Source organism: Cetobacterium sp. NK01 (genome assembly GCF_024506395.1).
Taxonomy (GTDB): domain Bacteria; phylum Fusobacteriota; class Fusobacteriia; order Fusobacteriales; family Fusobacteriaceae; genus Cetobacterium_A; species Cetobacterium_A somerae_A.
In genome coordinates, this window is sequence record NZ_JANIBO010000002.1 from 385,938 (window position 1) to 410,358 (window position 24,421).

General features: G+C 27.9%; 25 protein-coding genes, 2 tRNA genes and 1 rRNA gene. 11 read left to right on the forward strand and 17 right to left on the reverse strand.

All coding sequences use genetic code 11. The features are described 5' to 3' along the window. Positions 1–17: 17 nt before the first annotated feature. The 6 genes from ssnA to NON08_RS11090 all read right to left on the reverse strand — a co-directional run bounded on the left by ssnA (position 18) and on the right by NON08_RS11090 (position 8,112). A complete protein-coding gene (gene ssnA, locus NON08_RS11065; protein WP_256691643.1) occupies positions 18–1,349 on the reverse strand; it encodes a putative aminohydrolase SsnA in 1,332 nt (443 codons plus the stop codon). A 12-nt stretch (positions 1,350–1,361) separates the two neighbouring features. Further along, on the reverse strand, positions 1,362–2,954 hold the full coding sequence (locus NON08_RS11070) for an N-acyl-D-amino-acid deacylase family protein (RefSeq protein WP_256691644.1): 1,593 nt from the start codon (positions 2,952–2,954) through the stop codon (positions 1,362–1,364). 18 nt (positions 2,955–2,972) lie between these two features. Further along, positions 2,973–4,157, reverse strand: coding sequence for a YgeY family selenium metabolism-linked hydrolase (locus NON08_RS11075; protein WP_256691857.1), 1,185 nt, complete (start codon positions 4,155–4,157; stop codon positions 2,973–2,975). Positions 4,158–4,220: 63 nt separating this feature from the next. After that, positions 4,221–5,432 (reverse strand): diaminopropionate ammonia-lyase, encoded by a 1,212-nt coding sequence (gene dpaL, locus NON08_RS11080; protein ID WP_256691645.1) that lies wholly within the window; start codon positions 5,430–5,432, stop codon positions 4,221–4,223. Positions 5,433–5,635: 203 nt separating this feature from the next. After that, positions 5,636–7,276 carry a sigma 54-interacting transcriptional regulator gene (locus NON08_RS11085; RefSeq protein ID WP_256691647.1) on the reverse strand — a complete coding sequence of 547 codons (1,641 nt, stop codon included), beginning with the start codon at positions 7,274–7,276 and terminating at the stop codon, positions 5,636–5,638. A 140-nt stretch (positions 7,277–7,416) separates the two neighbouring features. Then, positions 7,417–8,112 (reverse strand): helix-turn-helix transcriptional regulator, encoded by a 696-nt coding sequence (locus NON08_RS11090; protein WP_256691648.1) that lies wholly within the window; start codon positions 8,110–8,112, stop codon positions 7,417–7,419. A 166-nt stretch (positions 8,113–8,278) separates the two neighbouring features. Between NON08_RS11090 and NON08_RS11095 the strand changes: the two genes are divergently transcribed. The 4 genes from NON08_RS11095 to NON08_RS11110 all read left to right on the forward strand — a co-directional run bounded on the left by NON08_RS11095 (position 8,279) and on the right by NON08_RS11110 (position 11,846). Beyond that, positions 8,279–8,410, forward strand: coding sequence for a hypothetical protein (locus NON08_RS11095; protein WP_256691649.1), 132 nt, complete (start codon positions 8,279–8,281; stop codon positions 8,408–8,410). 75 nt (positions 8,411–8,485) lie between these two features. Then, on the forward strand, positions 8,486–9,166 hold the full coding sequence (locus NON08_RS11100) for a hypothetical protein (protein WP_256691650.1): 681 nt from the start codon (positions 8,486–8,488) through the stop codon (positions 9,164–9,166). 337 nt (positions 9,167–9,503) lie between these two features. Continuing rightward, positions 9,504–10,418, forward strand: coding sequence for a glutaminase A (gene glsA, locus NON08_RS11105; RefSeq protein WP_256691652.1), 915 nt, complete (start codon positions 9,504–9,506; stop codon positions 10,416–10,418). 39 nt (positions 10,419–10,457) lie between these two features. Beyond that, positions 10,458–11,846, forward strand: a complete 1,389-nt coding sequence (locus NON08_RS11110; protein WP_256691653.1) for an alanine/glycine:cation symporter family protein — start codon at positions 10,458–10,460, stop codon at positions 11,844–11,846. A gap of 42 nt (positions 11,847–11,888) precedes the next feature. Here the strand turns inward: NON08_RS11110 and NON08_RS11115 are convergent, their stop codons facing one another. After that, entirely contained in the window at positions 11,889–12,263 is a 375-nt protein-coding gene (locus NON08_RS11115) for a hypothetical protein (protein ID WP_256691654.1), read from the reverse strand. A 61-nt stretch (positions 12,264–12,324) separates the two neighbouring features. Then, entirely contained in the window at positions 12,325–13,659 is a 1,335-nt protein-coding gene (locus NON08_RS11120; RefSeq protein WP_256691655.1) for an MATE family efflux transporter, read from the reverse strand. Positions 13,660–13,779: 120 nt separating this feature from the next. Here NON08_RS11120 and NON08_RS11125 point away from each other — a divergent pair, with 120 nt between their 5' ends. From NON08_RS11125 to gltS, 3 genes are all read left to right on the forward strand, one after another. Next, positions 13,780–14,070, forward strand: coding sequence for a GNAT family N-acetyltransferase (locus NON08_RS11125; RefSeq protein ID WP_256691657.1), 291 nt, complete (start codon positions 13,780–13,782; stop codon positions 14,068–14,070). A 73-nt stretch (positions 14,071–14,143) separates the two neighbouring features. Next, a complete protein-coding gene (locus NON08_RS11130; protein WP_256691659.1) occupies positions 14,144–14,791 on the forward strand; it encodes a diphthine--ammonia ligase in 648 nt (215 codons plus the stop codon). 159 nt (positions 14,792–14,950) lie between these two features. Next, positions 14,951–16,147, forward strand: coding sequence for a sodium/glutamate symporter (gene gltS / locus NON08_RS11135; RefSeq protein WP_256691661.1), 1,197 nt, complete (start codon positions 14,951–14,953; stop codon positions 16,145–16,147). 40 nt (positions 16,148–16,187) lie between these two features. Here the strand turns inward: gltS and NON08_RS11140 are convergent, their stop codons facing one another. Continuing rightward, complete coding sequence (locus NON08_RS11140; protein ID WP_256691662.1) at positions 16,188–16,583, reverse strand: hypothetical protein; 396 nt, start codon at positions 16,581–16,583, stop codon at positions 16,188–16,190. A 306-nt stretch (positions 16,584–16,889) separates the two neighbouring features. Between NON08_RS11140 and ybaK the strand changes: the two genes are divergently transcribed. Together ybaK and NON08_RS11150 are read left to right on the forward strand one after the other, a co-directional pair. Then, complete coding sequence (gene ybaK, locus NON08_RS11145; RefSeq protein WP_256691858.1) at positions 16,890–17,363, forward strand: Cys-tRNA(Pro) deacylase; 474 nt, start codon at positions 16,890–16,892, stop codon at positions 17,361–17,363. Between the two features lie 19 nt (positions 17,364–17,382). Next, entirely contained in the window at positions 17,383–18,408 is a 1,026-nt protein-coding gene (locus NON08_RS11150; RefSeq protein WP_256691663.1) for an AEC family transporter, read from the forward strand. Here NON08_RS11150 and NON08_RS11155 read toward each other — a convergent pair. Beyond that, the gene (locus NON08_RS11155) at positions 18,405–19,718 is read right to left on the reverse strand and encodes a Na+/H+ antiporter NhaC family protein (protein ID WP_256691859.1); all 1,314 of its coding nucleotides are present in this window, start codon (positions 19,716–19,718) and stop codon (positions 18,405–18,407) included. The genes NON08_RS11150 and NON08_RS11155 overlap by 4 nt on opposite strands. Positions 19,719–19,865: 147 nt before the next feature. Here NON08_RS11155 and NON08_RS11160 point away from each other — a divergent pair, with 147 nt between their 5' ends. Beyond that, on the forward strand, positions 19,866–20,651 hold the full coding sequence (locus NON08_RS11160) for a YdcF family protein (RefSeq protein WP_256691664.1): 786 nt from the start codon (positions 19,866–19,868) through the stop codon (positions 20,649–20,651). 48 nt (positions 20,652–20,699) lie between these two features. Here NON08_RS11160 and NON08_RS11165 read toward each other — a convergent pair whose 3' ends face one another. Both NON08_RS11165 and NON08_RS11170 read right to left on the reverse strand, forming a co-directional pair. Next, complete coding sequence (locus NON08_RS11165; protein WP_256691665.1) at positions 20,700–21,104, reverse strand: hypothetical protein; 405 nt, start codon at positions 21,102–21,104, stop codon at positions 20,700–20,702. After that, positions 21,092–21,442, reverse strand: coding sequence for a hypothetical protein (locus NON08_RS11170; RefSeq protein ID WP_256691667.1), 351 nt, complete (start codon positions 21,440–21,442; stop codon positions 21,092–21,094). Before NON08_RS11170 ends, NON08_RS11165 begins: the two co-directional genes overlap by 13 nt. A gap of 404 nt (positions 21,443–21,846) precedes the next feature. Between NON08_RS11170 and NON08_RS11175 the strand changes: the two genes are divergently transcribed. Next, positions 21,847–22,020 carry a hypothetical protein gene (locus tag NON08_RS11175; protein ID WP_256691668.1) on the forward strand — a complete coding sequence of 58 codons (174 nt, stop codon included), beginning with the start codon at positions 21,847–21,849 and terminating at the stop codon, positions 22,018–22,020. A 95-nt stretch (positions 22,021–22,115) separates the two neighbouring features. Here the strand turns inward: NON08_RS11175 and NON08_RS11180 are convergent. From NON08_RS11180 to rrf, 5 genes are all read right to left on the reverse strand, one after another. Further along, a tRNA-Arg gene (locus tag NON08_RS11180) sits at positions 22,116–22,192 on the reverse strand. A 51-nt stretch (positions 22,193–22,243) separates the two neighbouring features. Continuing rightward, a complete protein-coding gene (locus NON08_RS11185; protein ID WP_256691669.1) occupies positions 22,244–23,635 on the reverse strand; it encodes an alanine/glycine:cation symporter family protein in 1,392 nt (463 codons plus the stop codon). Between the two features lie 123 nt (positions 23,636–23,758). Next, entirely contained in the window at positions 23,759–23,959 is a 201-nt protein-coding gene (locus tag NON08_RS11190; protein WP_023052292.1) for a cold-shock protein, read from the reverse strand. Between the two features lie 210 nt (positions 23,960–24,169). Next, positions 24,170–24,245 (reverse strand) — tRNA-Asn (locus NON08_RS11195). A gap of 10 nt (positions 24,246–24,255) precedes the next feature. Beyond that, positions 24,256–24,372: ribosomal RNA gene (gene rrf / locus NON08_RS11200) — 5S ribosomal RNA — on the reverse strand. Between the last annotated feature and the right edge of the window lie 49 nt (positions 24,373–24,421).

Here is a 24,421-nt window from a genome sequence, read left to right on the forward strand (position 1 = left end):
CCTCCTATATTTATTTTTTATTTTTCTACACTTTTCCACATTTGTTTCGAAATTGTTCTAGCTTTCTCTAAAATTGATTTCTCATCTGCATTAATAAGCTTTCTTTTTTTCATAAGAATTTTTCCATTACAAATAGTAGTAGTAGCTCCTCTTCCTGAAATTCCAAATATTATGTGACTATTATAGTTATTTTCATTAAGCTCAGTATGAGGTATATAGTCAAATATTGCTATGTCTGCCTTTGCTCCCTTTTTTAAAATCCCCGTATTACATCCAAATTGTTTTTTTATTATTTCTCGATTGTTTCTAAAAAGCATTAAAGGAGCTTCTTTCCATCCTACTGTTGGATCCTTTAATTCATGTTTATGTAAAATATTAGCTACTTTTAGAGATTCAATCATATCTGCTGTATACCCATCTGTTCCAAGACCTACAATTAATCCTTCTTCTAACATTTTTATCGCCGGAGAACAACCGACTGCATTTCCCATATTTGATTCTGGATTATGGATAACATTACATCCTGAATTTTTTAAAATATCTAATTCATAATCATTAATATGTATACAATGAACTGCTATTGTATTTTCTTTAAATATTCCATACTCATTAAGCCTTTCTACAACTCTTTTCCCATATTTTTCTTGAGCGTCATTTAAATCTGTTATTCCTTCAGCAACATGAATATGATATCCAACATCTATATTTTCCATAGCCTTCTTACATTTTTCTAAAGTTTCGTTTGATACTGTAAAAGAAGCATGAATTCCAAACATTCCTTTTATCATATCTGAATTTTTTCTATCAGCATATTTTATAAACTCTATATTTTCTCTTATTCCCTCTTCTGCTTTCTCAATTCCATCCCTATCAGAAACTTCATAACATAAAGAAGTTCTTATTCCTAAATGATCTGCAACTTTAGCAATTCTCTCTAGACTTCCCGTTATTGCCATCGGTGAAGCATGATGATCTATTACTGTTGTTACTCCATTTTTTATACTTTCCATATATGTTGCATATGCTGAATATTCAATATCATCTAGAGATAAACTTTTATCTACTTTCCACCAAAGATTTTTAAGAATTTCATCAAAATTTCTTGTACTTCCCTTTATGTTCATTCCTCTTGCAAAGCTTGAATATATATGCATATGAGTATTTATGAGACCTGGCATTATTATTCCATCATCTGCATCTATAATTTCAGCATCACTATACTTCTTTCTTAAATCACTAAAATTTCCAACTTCTATTATTTCGTCTTCTTTTATTACTACAGCTCCATTTTCTATATATGGGTTTTTATCATCTTGAGTTATAACTCTTCCATTTCCAACAATATACATAGTTACCTCCTCTTATTTTCTTCTAATAACCTTTCCTGGTGATACTTTTTTAAAAATACCATCATCTATAATTGGAGTTCCATTTACAATAACATATTGTATTCCTTCTGGAAATTGAGCTGGATTTATATAATCACCTTTATCTATTATTGTTTTAGGATCAAAAATTGTTATATCAGCAAACATTCCAGGTTTTAACTCTCCTCTTTCAGAAATTCCTATTGCTTCTGCTGCTTTTTTAGTCATCTTATAAATTGCCTCTTGGAGTTTCAAAACTTGTTTTTCTCTCACATATCTTCCTAAAACTCTTGGAAATGATCCATATGCTCTTGGATGAGGTTTTCCTTTAGCTAAAAGAGCATCTGTACAGACATTTTGTTCAGGTCTTTTTAAAAACTTTATAATATGTTCTTCAAGTCCATAAAAATCAACCATTCCAACTGCATTTTCTTCCTCTAAAAGTAAATCAAATGTAGCATTATATGGGTCTTTTTTTCTTATTTCTCCCACTTCAATTAAATTTTTTCCAACTAAATCTTGGTTTTTCTTGCTAACAACTGAAGTTATAAATATTTGATCAAATCCAGCAAATTCAATGAAGTTATCCCAACCAGGAATTCCATTTTCAATGTCAAATTTCATTTTTTTTCTGTCTTCTTCATTTTTTAATCTTTCCATCAGTTTATCAGTTCCTCCTGCATGTGCCCAAGGTGGAAGAACTACTCCTAACATAGTAGATCCAGCAGCATAAGGATACTGATCATAACTAATTTTTACGCCTTCTTTTTCGCCTTTTTCCAAAAGGTTTACAACTTCATCAATATATTTCCAATTTTGTTTTCCACAAACTTTAAAATGAGAAAAATGTACTTTTACTCCAGATTCTTTTCCGATTCTTATAACCTCTTCCATTGATTCAAGTATTGTTCCTGCCTCTGATCTTTGATGTATAACTAATTCTCCATTAAACTCTGCTACAACTTTACACATTTCTATTAACTCTTTTGTTTCTGAATAAGTGCAAGGAATATAGATTAAACCTGTTGATAAACCAAAAGCTCCTGCTTCCATTTCTCGTCGAGTTATTTCACACATTTTTTTAATTTCTTCTTCTGTGGCTGCTCTTCCTTCTAACCCCATAGCTTCCATACGTATATTTCCATGAGGAACAAGATATGCATAATTAAGTCCAACTTTACTTTTCTCCATCTGTTTTAAATATCCATCAGTTGTTTCATATGTCCAATTAATGCTTTCTGAAGTTCCATCTAAACCAGCTAGATTTTTTTTCCAAGAAGATATAAACTCTATAGGCAAAGGCGCCATCGAAATTCCATCTTGTCCTAAAATCTCTGTAGTTATTCCTTGTCTAGCCTTTACCTCATTGTAAGGGCTTTCTAAAATTACTAAATCAGAGTGAGAATGCGTATCTATAAATCCTGGAGCTACAACAAGATCTTTAGCATCAATTATTCTATCTATATCTTTACAATCAATACTTTTTTCAATAGCCACTATTTTCTCTTTTTCTATGAGAATATCACCAATATATGGTTGATCTCCACTACCATCTACTATGAGACCATTTTTTATTAAAGTTTTCATTGTATTTTCTCCTTAATTTTATTTATCATAAATCGACTTTAAAATTCCATAATATCCTTTTATACCTTTAAATAATTGATCTAATTCTATATACTCATCGATTGTATGAGCTAAATTTTCTTTAGATGGCCCAAATCCTATTGTTTTTATTTTTGCTTCTCCTGCATAGTGAGATCCATTTGTACAAAATGAATATTGTGTAATTTCAGGCTCAAGCCCTACATCTTTTAATCCTCTATATGCTTTTTGTACAAATTCATCATCTTCACTATATAGCCAACCTGGAAAAAATCTTTCTCCTTCTATTATCTCTCCTGTATAACAAGTTTCTTTTCCTATTGCAAAGGAAACTTTAGCTTTTAACTCTGGATCTTCTTTCATTAGTTTATTTAAAACATCCTCTATTGGAGCTAGAACTTCCTCCTTAGTCTCACCTACTAGTAATCTTCTATCATAAGTTGCTCTGCAATAATCAGGAACTACAGAAGCTCCAGGATAAGGTGAAGATTTTATATCTGTTAACTCTAAAATTCCTTTTCCTAATTCCGTTTCTGGAGGAACTATTTTTCTAATCTCTTCAATTATTTTACCCATTTTATATACTGCATTAATTCCTTTATCTGGGTTTGCTGAATGAGCAGGTTTTCCAAATGTCTCTAAAACTATTTCTCCTCGTCCTCTCTGACCAATTTTTAGATTCAATTCCGATGATTCTCCAATAACTACGTAATCTGGTTTTACATATTTTGATATTTCTCTAGCTGCAATTCCTTCGAAAATTTCTTCATGTACAACTCCAGCTACATAAATTTCTCCTGCAAAATCTTTTTTACAATCCTCTGCAAAATAAGCACTTGCAACCATAAAAGCAGCGGTTTGCCCCTTCATATCTGAAGTTCCTCTTCCGTAAAGCTTTCCATCAGAAATTGTACCACCATATGGATCATGCTTCCATTTTTCTCTTCCTTGAACTGGAACAGTGTCAATATGCCCATCAAATAAAATCTTTTTTCCTGGTTTATTTCCTTTTATACATCCAATAACATTTCCAAATTTATCAATATGCACTGAATCATATCCCATATCTAACAAATTTTTCCTTATAACCTCTACAACTCCTGATTCTTTTCCTGAATTAGATGGTTGTTGAATCATTTCTTGAAGAAATTTTATTACAAACTCTTCTCTTTTTTTTGTTAGTATAGTTTTTGTATGTAACATTTTTACCTCCTTACTACTTTTTTATTTTTAATTTTAATAAAATATTTAATCTCTTAAGTATCCACCCTTCCAAACTATTTCTCTATATTTATTAGGATCTGTATCTCCTTCTGTTGAAAAAACAAGAACTATTGAATTTTCATCTAACTCTAAATTATTTTTTAAATCCTGGTATTGGGGATTTGTCATAATTTCATAAACAAGCCCTGTTGTAACTGCTCCTGACTCTCCTGAAATAACTCTTTGATCTCCTTTCAATGGATTTCCTAAAATTCTCATTCCTTCTGCAGCTATCCAGTCTGGACACGAAATAAATGTATCAGAATATGTTTTCAAAATTTCCCAAGATATAATATTTGCTTCTCCACAAGCTAGTCCGGCCATTATTGTTTGCATATCTCCACCAACGCTATATGCTTCTCCATCTCCTATTACTGATGACTTATATAAACAATCTGCTAAGTTTGCTTCCACTACTATAGTTTTTACATCTAATCCAAAACTATTAACAACTACCCCTTGGACTGCACCAGCTAAAGATCCTACGCCAGCTTGTACAAAAACATGAGTAGGTTTATTTATGCCATCTTTTTTTAGTTGTTCTATTGCTTCTAAAGTCATTGTTCCATATCCTTGCATTATCCATGTAGGAATCTCCTCATATCCTTCCCATGCTGTATCTTGAATTATAACTCCATTACTATTTTTAGCATTTTTTGCTGCAAGCCTTACTGCATCATCATAATTCATATCTGTTATCGAAGCTTCTGCTCCCTCATTTTTAATTGCTTGTAATCTAAATTCAGAAGATCCTTTAGGCATATATACAACTGATTTTTGTCCAAGTCTATTTGCTGTCCAAGCAACTCCTCTTCCATGATTTCCATCTGTTGCTGTATAGAAAGTTATTTCTCCTAACTTTTCTTTTGCTTCTTTACTTATAAAATCTTCATATTTTAGTTCAGATATATCTTTTCCTAATTTTTGTGCTATATATTTTCCCATAGAATATGATCCACCTAAAACTTTAAATGCATTAAGTCCAAATCTATAAGATTCATCTTTTAGATAAAAACTTTTAATACCTATTTTTTGAGCAAAGTTTTCTAATTTTACAAGTGGAGTTACTTCGTACTCTGGAAAACTTTTATGAAATTCTTTCGCTTTTTTTACTTCTTTTAAAGACAAAATCTGTTCACAATTTTCTATTTTTGATTTTGGCAAATTATTTTTTTGCCATTTAATTTTTTTATCCATAATTCCTCCATATCAATATTTACTTCTTTTAATCTCTTAACACTTTTATACTATATACATTTTAATTATCAAATGTTTTTTTTAAGGTTTTTTAGTTCGTTTTTAGGATGTTGTGCAATAAAAAAAAGGTATATGTATACCTTTTTTTCATTTTGATATTTTTTTATTTTTTTTAAAATTCCCATTTTATGGGTATTTTCAATTTAAATTAAACTTTTTTTATCAATTTGATATTTTTCTATCTTTCTATATAAAGTTGCTACTCCAATTCCTAATTTTTTCGCTACAATTTGTTTAGCATCAGTATCAGTACCAAATTGTGATAAAGCAGCTATAATCTCTTCTTTTTCAACTTCAGCTATTTTTCTTATTTTTCTAAATTTCATATCTTTTGTTATATGTAACTCTTTTATTCTTTCAGGAATATTTTCAATGCCAATTTCATTATCATCTGGTGTTAATTCCACTATAACTTTTAAAGCATTATCTAACTCTTTCCAATTTCCTTTCCACTCACTTTCTATTAAAAGTTTTTTAGCTTTTTCATTTATTCCATCTATTTTTTTATTTTGAATCTTAGAATGTTTTTCTATTAGATACTCTACAATTTCATCCATATCATCTTTTCTATATTTTAACCCAGGCATCTCTATCTTTACAGAATCAATTGCATAAAATAAATTTTCTATAAATTTATTTTGTCTTACTTTTTCCAATAAGTCAATTCTTGTTGAAACTATGATTCTCACATCTGATATAATCTGTTTCTCACTATTTTCTGGTATAATCATAGATGTTCTTAAATAGTAAAGTAATTTTTTTTGTATATGAATTGGCATACATTCAATTTCCTCTATAAATAATGTTCCACCATCTAAATTTTCTAAAAGTCCAATTTTTAAATTTTTATTAAAATCATTTCCAAAAATTTTTTCCTCTAAATGTTCTTCATCTTCATCTCTACAATTTATTGAAACATATTTTTTATTTCTTCTTTCTGAAAGATTATGTATTAATTTCCCTATAATTTCCTCATCCGAACCTACTTCACCTTTTATCATAACTGGAATTTTTGAATTTGAAACCATTTTTATTTTCCGATTTAGTTCTAATATAGCTTTAGATTTTCCTATCAGCAGCTGATCAAAATTATCTTCAAAAACAAATTTATTTGATTTTTTAAAAATAATAAAACTTCTTTTATTTTCAAAAGATTTTATTTCTGCTTTAACTTCTAGCGAAACATTTCCAATAGATAGCACATAATTATTGTCTTCTTTAAAATTTATTATTACTTTTTTGCCCCTAAGTTCTTTAAACATACTAAAATATGAATTTGCACTTCTGTTATAATCAATAACTTGTCCATTTTCATTTAATATAAAAACCGCTTTTTTCATTTTTAAAAAAATTTCATGATATAACTCTGAATAATTTTCTATAAAAAAACTGTCTGTTATTTGTCTAGAAATCTTTTCTAAAATATCTGTATATAGAGTTATTTTTTCTAAAATCTCATCTCTTTTAGAAAAAGAAAAACTAAAAATTGATATAGCTCCTAATACTTGTTCTTTATATATAAGCGGTGTGGCTAGTATAATTTTTTTTAAACAACGATTATTAAAACAAGTTTTACACTCTTTATTATTTTTTGGACTTTCTATCAAAATAGTTTTTTTCCCACTTATTACTTTTTCATATAAACATTCATCTGAAATTTCTCCTATTCGCTCTTTATAAACTCCACTTGAAAATACTCGTACTCTATCTGTATTAACAACTTCAATTTCAATAGTATTTATTTCTGACAAAGCTATTAAGAACTCCTTTAAATTAGAATTCATATTTCCCCCCATAAATATATATGTTTATTTTATCATTAATTAAATATATAATAATTTCATTAATATATAATTATATTTATAATTATATATTAATATGAAAATTTTTTCTATAAAAAAATACCAAATTATATTTGGTATTTTCAATGTTTTCTTCTACTTTCTATTACTGAACCATGACACTTTAAATATTCTAGCTCTTCTCCTATAATAACTATGTCAGAATATTGTTTTTTATCACTATTATCTGATATAAGTCTTATTTCATTTTTATTAATTTTTACTCTTTTTATATATGTCTGATCATGATAACTTAAAACACAAACTTTCCCATCAATATTTTGCATATGTTTTTTTAGTGGATTAATTATTACTAAATCACCATCAGATAGTGTTGGAAACATTGAATCTCCTGTAACTTCAACCATAAAAGCATCCCTTGGAACCTCTGTTGCTGGAATAGATGCTAATACTTCCATCCTTGTATTATCTTCAAAATTTACATGACCTAGTCCAGCTGCTGCCTTTCCTAAAACAGGTAACTTTATTATTTCAGCTTTTTTCTGATCATTTGTATTTAAATTTGCATCAAGTTTTCGCTTAATCAAATCAGGAGTTCTATCATAAGCAACTATATATCTTATTTCATCTGCTTCTTTATCTGTTTTTATAAATTTTTCTATAAATCTTTCTACAAAATCATCTTTTGGAATTCTAATCCCTTTACGATAGTGCCCTACTACAGATAGAGAAGATTCTGTTTGTTTTGCTATATACTCTAAAGTATAATTATTTTTGATCATTAACTTTTCTAAATAACTACCAAACTTTGTTTTCACATTTTCCTCCCTTCCTATTTTTATTTTATTATACTATTTTTCTACAAAAATGTAAAAAAATATTTGATTTTTTTTCTACATTAAAGTATAATTCTATCATAATAGATTTAAATTTTTTTATTTTTTTGTTATACATTTATGTAGAATAAACCAAGGAGGAGTTTTAATGAGATTTAAAAGAGTTTCTAATCATTTTTGGAGAGTTGAATCTAATGGTTTTATTATTGTTGGAACTTGGGAGCAATGTCAAAAAGAATTGCTTAATCTTTCTTTAAAAAAATATCTTTTAAAAAATTAATCTCTTTTTATCTAGAGATTAAATAAAGTTTATTATATAATATAGAGTAAATTAAATTTAATCTTGGAGGTTTTTATGATTTTTGGTGAAAAAATTAAAATAAATTTTGAAAATATAGAAAATGGTATAAAATTAACAGTTATTAATTTTCCTAAAAATATAGATATTACTGCTTTAGATTTTGGAAAAGATTTAGCCAGAAGAACTATGGAAGGGTATTCTCCTAATCCGAACGAAGAAATAGATATCATTTCTGGAATTGTAGAAGAAAAAACTACTGGAGATAATATTGTCTTTTTATATACTTTTGGAGATTTATCTTCTGCTATGATTTTAGTTGGAGCTTTGTGTAAAAAACTTTTATCTCAGCTTCCTACTGTGACACCTCTTGAAATTGGAGGAATTTTTCATGGAGATAAAAATGAAGCTTATATAAGAGTAGCTATACAAAAGATGATTATGACTAAAGATGCTTTAGGTAGTTCTCTTGAGATAACTCTACCACAAAATACAGATATGAATAAATTTAAAAGTATTTTTTCTAATATATCCTTCTCTTTGATTCCTGAAACTCAAAGTATACAATTTGGCTTAGGATCTGCTGTATCTAAAAAAGCAAACTCAACCTTAGGAATTATGCCTAAAAGAGTAGAGATTTCTTTAGCTCCTAAAATAGGAAATCACATTCCGGCCCTAGCTCTTGTATATGATATAGTATTTCAAAGTATTGCGATATTTTCTTTGGTTAATATCTAATATTTTCATGGGTAGTGCAGCACACTACCCTTTTTATATTTTTTGAGAAATTAAATTCATTTTATGAATATATTATATTTATTTTTTCTATATTTATTTTTTCTGTTTTTTTAATATTATTTTCACATATTTTTGAACAAATTCATTTTTTAATTTTATTACAAATATCTTTATAAGTCTTTATTTTAAAAGGTTTTTTTTAATAATATTAAAATTTATATAATTAAAAAATCAGAAATTAATTTCACATTGAAACAATATATTTTACTTTAGTTGTATATAAAAAGTATTATAAATATATACAAAGTTTACTAATAGTACTTTTAGGAGGTAAAAAATGCAAGAATTATTAAAAGAATTAGTTGAAAAGCATCGAAAAACAACTGAACTAGGAAAAGTGGCAAGCTATATTCCAGAGCTAGAAAAAACAAATCCTAGAAACCTTGGTATCTATATTTTAGATAACGAAGGTAATGAATATTTTGCAGGAGATTATAATAATAAATTTACAGTACAAAGTATCTCTAAAGTAGTTGCTCTTATGTTGGCTATTTTGGATAATGGTGAAGAATATGTCTTTTCCAAGGTTGGAATGGATCCTAGTGGTGATCCTTTTAACTCTATTAGAAAATTAGAGACTTCTAGTAGAAGAAAGCCTTATAATCCTATGATAAATGCTGGAGCTATAGTTGTATCATCAATGATTAAAGGAGATGACGCAAGAGATAAATTCAATAGACTTCTTGAATTTTTTAAAAAAATAACAGAAGACCCTTCTCTTGAATTAAATCCTAAGGTTTATTTAAGTGAATCAGAAACAGGAAATAAAAATAGAGCTATGGGATATTACCTAAAATCAGAAGGAATCATAACAGGAAATGTTGAAGAAGCTTTAGAAGTTTATTTTAAACAATGTTCAATTGATGTAACTGCTAAAACTATTGCAAAACTTGGTCTATTTTTGGCCAATGAGGGGCAAACTAGTAATGGAGAACAAATTGTTTCTAATAGAGTTAGTCGAATTGTAAAAACACTTATGGTTACATGTGGGATGTATGATAATTCAGGTGAATTTGCCGTTAGAGTTGGATTACCTTCAAAAAGTGGAGTTGGTGGAGGTATTGTTTCTGTTGTACCACACAAAATGGGAATTGGTATTTATTCACCTGCTTTAGATCAAAAAGGAAATCCTATAGCTGGAGTATGCCTTTTAGAAGATCTATGCAACGAATTAAAATGTAGAATTTTTTAAACACACACACAATTTATTATATGTTATATAGGAGGAACAATGAACATTATCAACACACTTAACAACATTTTATGGTCTTATATTTTAATCGCAGTTCTTATTATTTCAGGATTATATTTTACTTTTAAACTAAAGTTTGCAAATATAACTGAAATTAAAGAAATGTTCAAGGTTATGTTAGAAAAAGGAAATGGAAAAGGGGTTTCACCTTTCCAAGCATTCTGTATAAGTGCTGGTTCTAAAGTTGGAACTGGTAGTTTAGCGGGAGTTGCTCTTGCTATATCTGTTGGTGGTCCTGGATCTATATTTTGGATGTGGATTTTAGCCTTAGTTGCTGGTAGTTTAAGCTTAGTTGAAAACACACTAGCTCAAATTTATAAGAAAAAAGAGGATGGAATCTTTGTTGGTGGTCCAGCTTACTATATGGAACTAGGAATGAATAAAAAATACCTTGGTGTTGCATTCTCAATTCTTATTACAATAACTTATGGTTTTATATTTAATGCTGTTCAAGCTAATACAATTACTGTTGCTTTTCAACATGCATATGGAATAAATCAACTTTATGGAGCTATTATCTTAACTATTTTAACTGCTATTATAATCTTAGGAGGAGCTCATAGAATTGCAAAAGTTTCAGAAATTATTGTTCCTATTATGGGTGTATTTTATTTAGTTGTAGCTATTTTTATAGTTTTAAAAAATATAGCTGCCCTTCCTGGAGTATTTTCTTTAATTATGACAAATGCTTTTGATCCTGCTGCTGCTGGTGGTGGAGCTCTTGGGGTTATTGTTATGGAAGGAATTAAAAGAGGATTATTTTCTAATGAAGCTGGTATGGGATCTACTCCAAATGCTGGTGCAAGTGCTTCCACTGATCACCCTTTTAAACAAGGATTGGTTCAAACTTTGGGAGTATATGTTACAACATTAGCTATTTGTTCTGCAACTGCTTTTATCATTCTTTTTTCTGGAGTTTTAGGAAACACGACTCACAAAGGTATTGAACTAACTCAAACTGCTATGATACATGAACTTGGGGTTTTCGGAAGAATTTTCTTAATGGCTTGTATTTTCCTATTCGCTTTTTCATCAGTTATTGGAAATTATTTTTATGGAATCGTTAATATTGCTTATACAGAAAAAAAATGGCTTGAAAACCCATTCAAAGTAATTGCTCTTGCAATGGTTTTCTGGGGATCTATTAAAGATGCTCCATCTGTTTGGGCAATGGCTGACTTATTTATGGCATTTATGGCTCTTTTTAATATTTATGCTATCACAAAGCTTAGAGTCCCTGCTATTGAATGTATTCATCATTATTTAAAAGAGAGAAAAGCAAAAAGAAATCCGGTTTTTACTAAAAATGTTCTTTCTAACCCTAATGGTATAGAGTGTTGGGATGATAAAGGCGAAGTATCTCTTTAATAAAAAAATAAAAACCTCTCCTTATTTGGAGAGGTTTTTATTTTAAGGAATTATTTTTTTACCATTTTCTTCTGGCTCTTTTCTCGCTAAATGTATACATTTATTTACAGCCATTTCTGAATATTTATCTAGTATTGCAGGTAAATCTGAAATTTCAACTAATTCTATATAAATTGGATCTGTTTTTATTTTAGAAGAAACTTTATAATGCTTTTCACCTTTAACGTCTATTTCAAAATCTCCATCAAACTCACCATAAGTAGGGTTTAATTTCGGCTCAATTTCTTTTACCATATCTGCTACAACCATCGAAAAAATTTTTTTTACATCTTCCACACCTTGAGCTTTAGACATTCTAGCTTTATAATCTCCCCAATACTTGTTTTCTACCTCTGAAAATGATTTTTTGTATGCCATTTTTTTACCTCCTCAACTCTAGTTTATACAGGTTCATATGTTTGTTATTTACGCTAATATATTAATTATTCCTTTTTTCTTTTAACTTTTTGTATATAATACCAAGGTATACTAAAAAGAAAAAACCAGCACTCCAATTTATCAATAAGATTCCTATCCAAATTCCACTAATATCTTGATAAATTTCTACTAATTTAGGAAAACAAATAACTGGCATTAAAAATTGACGATAAATTCCAATTAATACAGAAAACTTAGGGTATTTTAATCCTCTTAAAACTGCATCAGATATATTTATAAGAATATATGAATTAAAAGTAAGTCTCTCGATCGAAAAATAACTCACTCCATAATTTATAACTTCAGAATCTTTTGTAAATAATCCAAATAAATACGGCACCAAAAAATTTATACTAATCATCCCTATACTCATAATGATTATTCCATATAACATCGTTTTAAAAAAAACTAATTTTATTCTTTCAAAATTTTTTGCCCCAAGACTTTGACCAGTTATACTTAGAGCAGCACTATTTAGTCCAATAGCTGGTAATAAAATCAGTTGTTCTATACGAGTAGAAATTCCGTAAGAAGCAATTGCTGAACTACCTCCAACTTTTTGAATATAATGATTTATAACAAAAACACCGATAGCGATAGTCATCATATTAAAACTAGCTGGTAATCCTTGATTTAAGATTGCTTTTATATTTGTAAAACTTGGAATTTTTATTTTATAGTTCTTTCCTTCAATCAGTGGTGATTTTTTTACTTTAAAATATAGGTATATATTTCCTACCATCTGAATTAAAATTGTTGCTATTGCTACTCCGTCTGTAGTTGTATTTAAAACAAAAATAAAAAATGGATCTAAAATTATATTAGCTATAAATCCTATTATTAGAAAATTTCTGTATACTACAGTGTTCCCTTGAGCTACTAATATTCCGTTAAATATTGAATTAATGCAAAAAAATATTGCACCTATAAATATCCATTTTGTATATCTCATTCCTAATAATAACTCTTCTTCACCTGCTCCCATTAATAAAAAAAGTTCTTTATTATACCTAAGTCCTATTATAGTTATAAAAATACCTATTAAAATGCCTAAAAAAAGTCCATCTTCTGCAAGTTCTATTCCTTTCTCTCTATCTTTTTCACCAATAGAATTAGATATTAATGCATTTAATCCCATTCCCATACCTGAACCCAAAGAGATTAAAATAAAAAAAACAGGAAAAGATAAAGATAACCCAGCTAAAGCTTTTACACTTATAAATCCTGTAAAATATGTATCCGTTACATTAAATAATGTATTGAATAAAAATCCTATACTCGATGGAATCGCAATTTTCTTTATACACATATTTAAATTATCATTTACTAAATCCATTATATCTCCTTATTATCTTTTTATTTTTCTACTACTTTTCTTATTTTTTCCTTTTATTTTAAAAGATATCAAGATTTTTATAGTAAAAATGTTTTAAGATTTATTTTAAGGAGGTTTAATATGAAAACTTTACATGATGAAAGTAATCTAAAATTTTATATACTTAATAACAAGGATTTAGAAATAGGAGAGCTTTTATACTCTATTAATCGTGAAGAAAAAACAATTAAGCTCAATTCTACCTGGGTTGAAGAGGAGTACCGTAACCAAAATTTAGCTACAACTTTAACTGAAGCCTTGATTGAATTTGCTAAATTAAATGATCTAAAAATTATTCCAGTTTGCTCTTTTGGAAAAGCTTATTTTAAAAGATATGGTCATAAACATAGTGATATTATATTTTTTAAATAAATTTAACTTGTTTTTATTAAATTATTTTTCTATAATAATTACATAACGGATAAAATATTTTTGGAGGCTTGGTATGGGAATAAAAGTTGTCATTTCTTTCAGCGGAGGAAAAGATAGTATGTTATCTTTACATAAAGCAATTTCACAAGGGTATGAACCAATTGCTCTTATGACAACAATTAATAAAAATAAAGGTGACTCTTGGTTTCATGATATATCTTCTGATCTTTTAAAACAAGTTTCATCAGCTACAAATATTCCTCTACTTTTAGTAGAGTGTGATGGAGAAAATTATGAAAAAACATTTGAGGCAGCTTTAAAAAATATGAAAAATTTAGGAGCTGAGGCATGTGTTTTTGGAGATATTGATATCGACCATCACAAACAATGGGGAGAAAATAGATGTAAAAATGTTGGGATTAAAGCTATTTTTCCACTTTGGCAGAATGAAAGAGAATTATTAGTTAAACAATTTATTGATTTAGGATATAAAGCTATTATTAAAAAAGTTAATTTACAAAATATGGATTCTAATTTTTTAGGAAAAACTTTGACTCATGATCTTTTAAATGATATAAAAAAAACTGGTTCTGATGTTTGTGGAGAAAATGGAGAATATCATACTTTCGTTTACGATGGTCCTATTTTTTCTAAAAAAATAAAACTTTTAGAAAATCGAGAAATTATAAATGAAAATACTCTTGTGTTGAGACTTCATTAAAGATTTATATATAAAATAAATGGTTTATACATATAATAAATGATTGATATACAGTATGAATATACTGTATATTTTTTTTATATTTGTATAATTTATATACTATGTGTACAATTAATATTATAAAAGTAAGTAAATTAATCATTTTTACAGGAGGTAAGTATGTTTACACACACATTTAATATGGCAGAAACTTTAGCTATAGCAGTTTGTTTACTATTAATTGGAAGATGGATTAAAAATAAAGTTTATTTTTTTGAAAAATTCTTTATACCTGCTCCAGTTATAGGAGGAGTTATCTTTTCTATTATTTCTCTAATTGGTTATAATATGCAACTTTTTGTGTTTGATTTTGATGGCTCTTTAAAAAATCTTTTAATGGTTGCTTTTTTCACTACAATTGGTTTTTTAGCTAGTTTAAAAATGCTAAAAAAAGGTGGCGTTCAAGTTTTTACCTTTCTATTAGTTGCTGTAATTCTTGTTATTATTCAAAATGTTGTTGGAGTTTCATTAGCAAAAGTTTTTAGTTTAAATCCATTAATTGGAATTGCTGCTGGATCTGTTCCTCTTACAGGTGGTCATGGAACATCTGGTGCTTTTGGACCTGTTCTTGAAGCTGCTGGAGCTACTGGAGCTATGTCTGTCGCTATTGCATCTGCGACTTTTGGATTAGTTGCTGGTTGCTTAATAGGAGGTCCTGTTGGTAAGAGACTTATGGCTAAACATAATTTAAATTCTCCTAGAGAGGTTGAGATGTTCTTGGATGGTAATGAAAACCCTTCTGAAACAAAACTTCTTTTAAATGAAGATCTTTTATTTAAAGGTATTGTTTATATTGTTTTAGCTATGGGAATTGGAGGTTTTATAACTCCTCTAGCTAAAAATTTAGGTATAGTTCTTCCTATATATATTGGTCCTATGATTGTAGCTGCTATTATAAGAAACATAGCAGATGGAACTAAAATGGAAATTCCATTAAATGCTATTAATGTTGTTGGAAATATTGCATTACAACTATTCCTTGCTATGGCACTTATGTCTATGAGACTTTGGGAACTAGCTGCTCTTGCTGTTCCTCTTGTGGCTATTCTTTTAGCTCAAAAAATAGTTATGGCATTATATGCATATTTTGTTACTTTTAGAGTGATGGGAAAAGACTACGATGCTGCTGTTATGGCAGTTGGACATTGTGGATTTGGAATGGGGGCGACTCCTAATGCAATGGCTAATATGGAGTCATTTACAGCTGCTAATGGTCCTTCACCTACAGCATTCTTTGCTCTTCCTCTTGTAGGATCACTTTTTATAGATTTTGTCAATGCATCTATTATAACAGTATTTGTCAATATGTTTTCTTAATAAAAAAGGAGAGATTTAACCTCTCCTTTTTTATTATTTTTTATTGATTTACAATTATTCTTGTTCCATCTGCCATTTCTAAAATTTGACTTCTTTGGTCTGAATATATTACTCTAGCTCCAGGTCTTCTATTATTATAACCTTGGTTATTATTATACCTTGGAGCCTCATAGTAATTTGACGGCAATCCCATATTTCCATATTTTCGATTTGCATTTTCTATTACAGCTTGTCTTTCATATCCTCTACGTATCTGAGTATCTAATCTTCTTAAATCTTGTTGATGTCTATATTCACTTTGATTGTATTGCGATCCAAGAAGTAAAGCAGATCCAGTTACTATAGCTGCTCTTGTTCCTCCATCTAATCCTCCCCACCAACTTGCATAACTTAGAGAAGAAAATAGAAATAGCAATGATAGTATTCCCTTTTTCATTATATATATCACTCCTTAAATATTTATAAGATATTATAAAGCGTTTTACAACAAAAAGCAACTTTTGTATATTTTTTGCTTATTTTACTTATTTATCTATGATATAATTATTCATAATATAATTTGATATTTAGTTTTCACAGCACTAACGGCAAAATATTAAATTACAATTTTGGCCACTTATACTGTATATAATATCTAATACTTTGTATTTACTTAATTAAATTAGTTTTATAATGTATTTTTACAGCATTAATGGACAATATTTAAATTATAATCTCGTGGAAAGGGGGATATAAAATGGCTATTAAAAAAACTAATGCAATGAGAGAACTAGATAAAGCCAATATAAAATATGATATTGTTGAATATGACGTTGATGAAAATTATCTAGGTGCTATAAGTGTTGCATCTAAAACTGGAGCTGATATAACCAAAGTTTTTAAAACCCTTGCATTAACAAATGATAAAGATGAACTTTTTATTGCCTGTATTCCAGGAAGTGACGAACTTAATTTGAAAAAAGTTGCTTCTATAGTTCATTCTAAAAAAGTTGAAATGTTAGAGTTAAATAAATTAAAAGAAAAAACAGGTTATATAAGAGGAGGATGCTCTCCTATTGGAATAAAAAAAAGACATCTTTCTTTAATTCATGAAAGTTGTCTACAAAAAGATTTTATTTTTATAAGTGCTGGACAAAGAGGTTTACAAATAAAAATTAATCCTTACGATTTAATTGATTTTCTTAATATGAAAGTCGATAACCTTATTATTGAATAATTTTCTAGGAGTGTAATCAATGAATACAACTAATACTATTATTTCTGTATTATCTGATAAAAACATTATTGGTGTTATGTCATCTTCAATATCTATTATGATTTTAGGTTTTTATTTAGGTAAAACTAACAAACTAAGCAGTTCTTTTTCTGTGCCTCTAGGAGAGATTATTCTATCTATATCTATTCCGGCTTTATCTTTCAACGCCTTTATGAAAGATTTCGATAAAAGCACCTTTATTAACGGTATGAATATTTTAATTTGGAGTTTTTTAATCCACTTATTTTTAATGGGAATTGGTAATATTTTTTACAAAAACTTAGATTTGGATAAACAGCTAACACTAAAAATAATGTCTATTTTTGGTGGAGTAACCGTCTTTGGTATTCCCATTGCACAAGCACTTTATAGTGATTTAGGAGTTATTTACTCATCTATTTTTTCTATTCCATATAGAGTTCTTCTTTATTCTTATGGTTTTATTAAAATGTCTAGTATTAAAATGGATAAAAAAAATATAAAATCTATGTTTTTAAATCCTGTTATTTTGGCTACATTTACTGGTCTTTTTATTTGGATATTTCAAGAGTATCTTCCTCAAGTAAACATAAGTGGCCAAAATTATGCTTTTTTAAGAATTGATAAAACTGCTTTTTGGATATATAAACCATTAGCTTTTCTTGCTGGCTTATGTTCACCATTAGCTTGGTTAGCTGCTGGATTAAAACTTTCTGAATTGTCTATTAAAGATTCTTTAAAAAATTCAATAGCATGGCAATTTTCTTTTATAAAAACAATTTTTATTCCACTTTTAACTTTAGCTATTATTTTTGGAGTTAATCATTTCGGTATTCTCCAACTCTCTACTATTAGCTTAGGTGTTATTACGATAATGATGGCAACACCAACGGCCTCTGTTGTTATAGCTTATTCTTTAAAATATAATAAAGAGCCTCTCATAACTTCTAGTTGCTCTTTCTTATCTACTGTTTTTAGTTTAGTTACAATCCCTATTTTGATAGCTTTTTTACAAAGTTTTAATTAAACTGAGAAATATCTCAGTTTTTTTATTTTTAAAGTCATTACTATTAGAGGAAGTAGAAATAAATAATACGAATATGGTAAAATTTCTCCAACTTGAGTATTTAACATTAAAGCTGGAACTGTTATTCCAATATTCCATGGAATCAATGGACTTAATATTACGCTACTATTTTCTATATCTATAGCTAATTTCTCTTTTGAATAATTACTTCTTTCATAAGTTTTCTTCATTATTTGTGATGTTAGCAGTATTGAAGTTGATTGACTTGAACTTATTCCTGCTGTAAAAATTGCCACTAGTATTGTATATAAATATATTTTCCACTCTTTTTTTAAAATTCCTATTTTTTCAGATAACCATTTTAAAAAGCCTAGGCTCTCAATTATATTAACCAGACTACAAGATAGTAATGCCATAATCATTGCTGTTGCCATAGACAATACTCCTCCTCCTCTAATAATATCATATAATTCATTTTCCAAAGGTAATCTAAATCCAGAAATTAAGAAATTTAAATACTCTTCTTTATTATAACTTTGTAGTATTGCAGCAATAATTAAACTTAAAATTATGCTCATTACCATTGTATATCTTATATTTTTCTTTAATATACACATTACAATAAGATAAACCAATGGTATTAAAACTATTAGATTTAAATTAAATTCTTGATTTAAAAGATTTAAAATATTACTTTCTATTACCTTTATTTCTATATTTTTACCATTATAAAAATATAATAAAAAACTTAATATATATGGTATTATAGAACTTTTAAACATTCTTTTTACATTATTATACAAATTTGTTTCTGTTAAAATAGAAACAAAATTTGCACTTGAAGACATTGGAGAACCTCTATCTCCAAAATAAGCTCCAGATATTATAGTTCCTGCGACTATTGAAGTATTTATATCCATTCCTTTTGCCAAAGATATCATTACTATTCCAATTGTTCCAACTGTTCCAAATGAACTTCCTATCAAAAACGAAAATACCGATGTTATTATAAAAGAACATATATAGAAGTATTTTGGGTTTATTATCTTTATTCCGTAATAAATTAGTGCTGGTATTGTTCCTGATATAAACCAACTAGCTGAAAGAGCTCCTAATAAGGCGAATATAATAACCAATAAATACGATTTTTTAGCTCCTATTGTAATTATTTCTAAAACTTTTCCTAAATTTTTAAACTTTTTTATAGCTATAAAAGTCATTAATATAAATAAGGTTGACAATATTGTTAGTAATGTTGATTTTATATTAAAAGAATAAATTAGAGTTAATATAATAATTAAAATATGCACCAATTGATTTCTCCTTTTATTTTAGTTATTAGCTTATAATATTCTAAAAGTCAATATCATTTTTATTTTGTCCACTTATGTTGTAAAAAATAAAAAAATAGTGATAAAATATATTAAATTTTACTTTAAATTAAAAGGAGTTTATCTATGATTTATAAAATTATTTTCAATTTAATGGTTTTAACTTTAATTATTTTTTATAAAAAAATTTTTCCATCCTCATTTTTTATTAATATTATTTCAATCTTATATTTTGGAGGAGTTTTATATTATTTTTTTAGGTCTAAAATTAATAAAAAAATTACAATTTTGATTGAAGTAATCTCTTTTTTTATTGTAAGTTTTTTTATACTTTCATTAGGAAGTATATTGTTTGATATATTTCAAAATAAATCTACACCAGAGATTAAAAGTGATTATATTATAATTTTAGGAGCTGGTTTAAAGGGAGATAAACCAAAAAAGGTTTTAAAATACAGGCTAGATAAAGCTATAGAATATTATAAAAAATACCCAAATACTATTTTTATAGTATCTGGTGGACAAGGAAAAGACGAAATTATATCTGAAAGTGAAGCTATGAAAAATTATTTAACTTCTTTTGGAATTCCTAAAAAACATATTATACAAGAAAATAGATCTAAAACTACATTAGAAAATTTAAAATTTTCTCAAAAATTAATTCCTTTTACCAATAAAAAAGTTGGAGTTATAAGCAATGATTTCCACATGTATCGTGTTAAATTTTTTGCTAATTCGTTAAATTTAAATATAACTCCTATTTATGCTCACACACCATTTAAAAGTAAAATTAGCCTTTTTATGAGAGAAGCCTTAGCTATTATGTATTATCAACTTAAAAGTTTAATAATTCAAAAGGAGCTTAACACTAAGTTAAGCTCCTTTCAAATTAGCACTTTTTATAAGAATTAAAATCTTAGAATAAAGATTTTAATATTATAAACTTTTTAAATGTTGTTTTCATTGCAATCGTTGCCATCTCCAATTAGATGCTGAATTTTGATTCACCTTATCCCAATTTCTATATTCTGCTCCTATTCCAGCAGTTGTTACAAAGTTATCTGTTATTCTATAATCAGCTGATACAGCAATTTGTCCATATAATTCATATGTATCTTTAGATTTTTTCATTGAGTATATTTTTTTACTTTCATCATATCCATATCTATCATATTGTCTAAATACATATGGGTCATACCCTCCCTCAAAATCTAAATTTAATATATAGTTATTCGTTGTATATAACTCAAAATGTCTACGCAAATAAAGTTCCCATTCTATAACTAACTCTTTATCTTCTCTATCTTCTACACTAGGTCCTGTAATGATATCTCGATTATAAAAATAATAATCTAACCATCCCAAGTTATTTCCAAAGGTAGATTTCCTGTATATTCTAAATCCGCACCAATAGCATTTATATAATTACCTCCATTTGAACTTGGAAATAAATGATAATATTTAGGTGCTAAAACCAAATTTTCTAAAAAAGATCCCTTATTTTTATAAATATTCATCCTTATTTGATACTCTAATTCTTGATCATCATTTTCTTGATTATAATACTCTACTCTAGATGTAAGCCATTCATTATGAGAATAATTAAATCTTATTCTTCCTTCTAAAAGAGTGTTTTTAGTTGCCTTGAACTCCAAAAGTTGTCTGTAATCTAGAATAGTTATTTGCTCCTCTATTCCATTCATCTTGAGCTATGCTTGGATCTAATGAGTTATCTAAATTATTATTTCTTATACTTCTAGTTTCGGATAAATAATTTTCTCTTTTCCTTGGGTTAATGTTGCCACTATAAAAAATGCACTAAAAAAAAAACAAATTTTTTTTCATAATTTCCCTCCACTTATATTTTTTAATCCACCTAGTATGTATCTTAATTCTTTTTAATAAAAAAAATAGTTAGAAAAGATAATTGTGAAGAGTTCAACCTTTTATTTTTCTCTAAAATAGTTTATTATAATAGATATAAATTTACTATAAGGGGATATTACGAGAAAACAAGAAGGTGCTATTTACTTAATTTCTTCAATTAATAAAGAGATTGATTTTTTATTTAATTATCTATTATCAAATTTAGAAGATAAAGGATTAATTGAAAAAAAAGCTTGATTCAAGAAAAAAAAGTCTTTATCTTTTAAAAGACGGTTTATTCGCTATTAATTATATTGATTCTTTTTTACCTAATATACAAGATAAATTTAAAGATTTATTTCCTCAAGAAGAAATAACTTTATTTTTAAATACATTAAAGAAATTTAAAACATAATTAGAAATTATAAATACAAAAGGATATATAAAAAGAGCTTAGATTTTAAATCTAAGCTCTTTTTATATTAATACTTTATTTTATATATTTTAATGTGGCGCCCCCAACAGGGATCGAACCCATAACCCTCTGATCCGAAGTCAGATGCTCTATCCAATTGAGCTATGGAGGCCCTACCACTGAGATTTTACAGCATTTTTAAAATTAAGTCAATAATTTTTTATTAATCCCAACACTCTACTCTTTCTCCATAAGGCATATCTATATCATTTTTATTAAAACTTGGATCTATACCATTCTCTTTTTGAGTACTATAATCTTTTAATGCTTCAAATGCAACTTTACCAAGTAAGAATATTGCTATTAGGTTTAATACTGCCATTAATCCCATAAATAAATCAGCCATATTCCACACTAAAGCTAATTCTCCTATTGAACCAAACATTACCATTCCTACTACCCCAGCTCTATAAAGATTTAACCAAGCTTTATTTGGAGTCAAAAACTCTATGTTTGTTTCTCCATAATAGTAGTTTCCAATTATTGAACTAAAAGCAAATAATAATATACATATAGCAATAAAGACATTTCCCCATCCACCAACTTGTGAACTTAATGCATTTTGAGTTAACTGAATTCCAGTTAATCCTTCTGTTTTATGCGCACCTGATATTAACACCATAAAAGCTGTACACGAGCAAATTAAAATTGTATCAGTAAATACTCCTAATGTTTGTACAAAACCTTGTTTCACTGGATGAGATGTTTCTGCTGCTGCTGCTGCATTTGGTGCTGATCCCATACCAGCTTCATTAGAAAATAATCCTCTTTTTACTCCAGTCATTATAGCTGCTCCAATTCCACCACCCACAGCTTGTCTAATTCCAAAAGCATTTTCAATTATATCACTAAATATTTCAGGTACCATACTTATATTACTTATTATAACGTACAGTGAAACCATTATATATAAAGTAGCCATAACTGGAACTACAGCTGCACTAAAATTAGCAATTCTTTGAACTCCACCAAATATAATTGCTCCTGTTGCCACTGCTAATATAATTCCTATTATTGATCTATCTAATTTAAAAGCTTCATGAAATGCTAGTGATATTGTATTTGATTGAACTGAATTAAATATCAAACCAAAAGTAATTGAAATCAATATTGAAAAGGCAACTCCCATCCATCTTTTATTTAAAGCCTTTTCCATATAATAAGCTGGTCCTCCTCTAAAAGCTTCTCCATCTTTAACTTTATATATTTGAGCCAAAGTACTTTCAACAAAACTAGATGCTCCACCAATAATAGCTATTAGCCACATCCAAAATATAGCACCTGGTCCTCCTGAAGCTATAGCTATTGCAACTCCAGCTAAATTTCCAGTTCCAACTCTAGAAGCAGTACTTATACAAAACGCTTTAAATGATGAAACTCCACCTTTATGACCAACACTATCACCTAGGATTTTTATCATTTGAATAAAATATCTAATTTGTACGAATTTTGTCTTCAAAGTAAAGTATGTTCCCACAAATAATAACATTACTATTAGAACATACCCCCATAAAATATCATTCAAAAAATTTACTATAAGATTTAAAAATTCCATTTATCCCCCTTATTTAATTTTATATGAAATAATATTATCATATTAAAAGGTAAATGAAAAATATATTTTTTAAATTACAATTATTTTCATAAAAAAAAAGGAGCTATTTAAGCTCCTGATAAATTACTTTGCAACTACGATGTTTGTAGCTTGAGGTCCTTTAGCTCCCTCAGTTACATCAAAAGTAACTTCTTCTCCCTCGTTAAGAGTTTTGAATCCATCTTTTTGGATTTGAGAGAAGTGTGCGAAAACGTCCTTTCCATCCTCACCAGTGATAAATCCAAATCCTTTCTCTTGGTTAAACCATTTAACTGTACCTTTCATTTGATACCTCCATAAAAATTTTTGATTTCATGTAATAAATCTCCATTCAATCCAACTAATATAAGGTACCTATGTAAAGACCTTTAAATATTAAATACTAGAATTTCTTTCAATTTATACATCATTTAAACACAGTATACACTATTTAGATGTTCATGTCAAATTTTTTCTGTTATTCTAATTCATTTTAGCTTACAAAAAATAAAAAAATGGCGCTTCTTGCTGGGCTCGAACCAGCGACAACACGATTAACAGTCGTGCGCTCTACCAACTGAGCTAAAGAAGCACTTTTTTAAGATTGGCAACTTCCTATCCTCCCAGGGGGCTGCCCCCCAAGTACTTTCAGCGTTTATGGGCTTAACTTCCAGGTTCGAAATGTTACTGGGTGTACCTCCATAGCTATCGTTGCCAATCAATATTTATTTGTGTTCTTGAACACTTGAAACTATATAGTAGTATATT

Coding starts and splice junctions, on each gene's coding strand:
- NON08_RS11170 (WP_256691667.1), bottom strand. CDS start 21,442: ATGAATGGAATAGAGGAGCAAATAACTATTCTAGATTACAGACAACTT.
- NON08_RS11095 (WP_256691649.1), top strand. CDS start 8,279: ATGAGATTTAAAAGAGTTTCTAATCATTTTTGGAGAGTTGAATCTAAT.
- NON08_RS11160 (WP_256691664.1), top strand. CDS start 19,866: ATGATTTATAAAATTATTTTCAATTTAATGGTTTTAACTTTAATTATT.
- dpaL (WP_256691645.1), bottom strand. CDS start 5,432: ATGGATAAAAAAATTAAATGGCAAAAAAATAATTTGCCAAAATCAAAA.
- ssnA (WP_256691643.1), bottom strand. CDS start 1,349: ATGTATATTGTTGGAAATGGAAGAGTTATAACTCAAGATGATAAAAAC.
- NON08_RS11085 (WP_256691647.1), bottom strand. CDS start 7,276: ATGAATTCTAATTTAAAGGAGTTCTTAATAGCTTTGTCAGAAATAAAT.
- NON08_RS11115 (WP_256691654.1), bottom strand. CDS start 12,263: ATGGCATACAAAAAATCATTTTCAGAGGTAGAAAACAAGTATTGGGGA.
- NON08_RS11150 (WP_256691663.1), top strand. CDS start 17,383: ATGAATACAACTAATACTATTATTTCTGTATTATCTGATAAAAACATT.
- gltS (WP_256691661.1), top strand. CDS start 14,951: ATGTTTACACACACATTTAATATGGCAGAAACTTTAGCTATAGCAGTT.
- NON08_RS11110 (WP_256691653.1), top strand. CDS start 10,458: ATGAACATTATCAACACACTTAACAACATTTTATGGTCTTATATTTTA.
- glsA (WP_256691652.1), top strand. CDS start 9,504: ATGCAAGAATTATTAAAAGAATTAGTTGAAAAGCATCGAAAAACAACT.
- NON08_RS11130 (WP_256691659.1), top strand. CDS start 14,144: ATGGGAATAAAAGTTGTCATTTCTTTCAGCGGAGGAAAAGATAGTATG.
- NON08_RS11190 (WP_023052292.1), bottom strand. CDS start 23,959: ATGAAAGGTACAGTTAAATGGTTTAACCAAGAGAAAGGATTTGGATTT.
- NON08_RS11100 (WP_256691650.1), top strand. CDS start 8,486: ATGATTTTTGGTGAAAAAATTAAAATAAATTTTGAAAATATAGAAAAT.
- NON08_RS11185 (WP_256691669.1), bottom strand. CDS start 23,635: ATGGAATTTTTAAATCTTATAGTAAATTTTTTGAATGATATTTTATGG.
- NON08_RS11125 (WP_256691657.1), top strand. CDS start 13,780: ATGAAAACTTTACATGATGAAAGTAATCTAAAATTTTATATACTTAAT.
- NON08_RS11070 (WP_256691644.1), bottom strand. CDS start 2,954: ATGAAAACTTTAATAAAAAATGGTCTCATAGTAGATGGTAGTGGAGAT.
- NON08_RS11140 (WP_256691662.1), bottom strand. CDS start 16,583: ATGAAAAAGGGAATACTATCATTGCTATTTCTATTTTCTTCTCTAAGT.
- NON08_RS11120 (WP_256691655.1), bottom strand. CDS start 13,659: ATGGATTTAGTAAATGATAATTTAAATATGTGTATAAAGAAAATTGCG.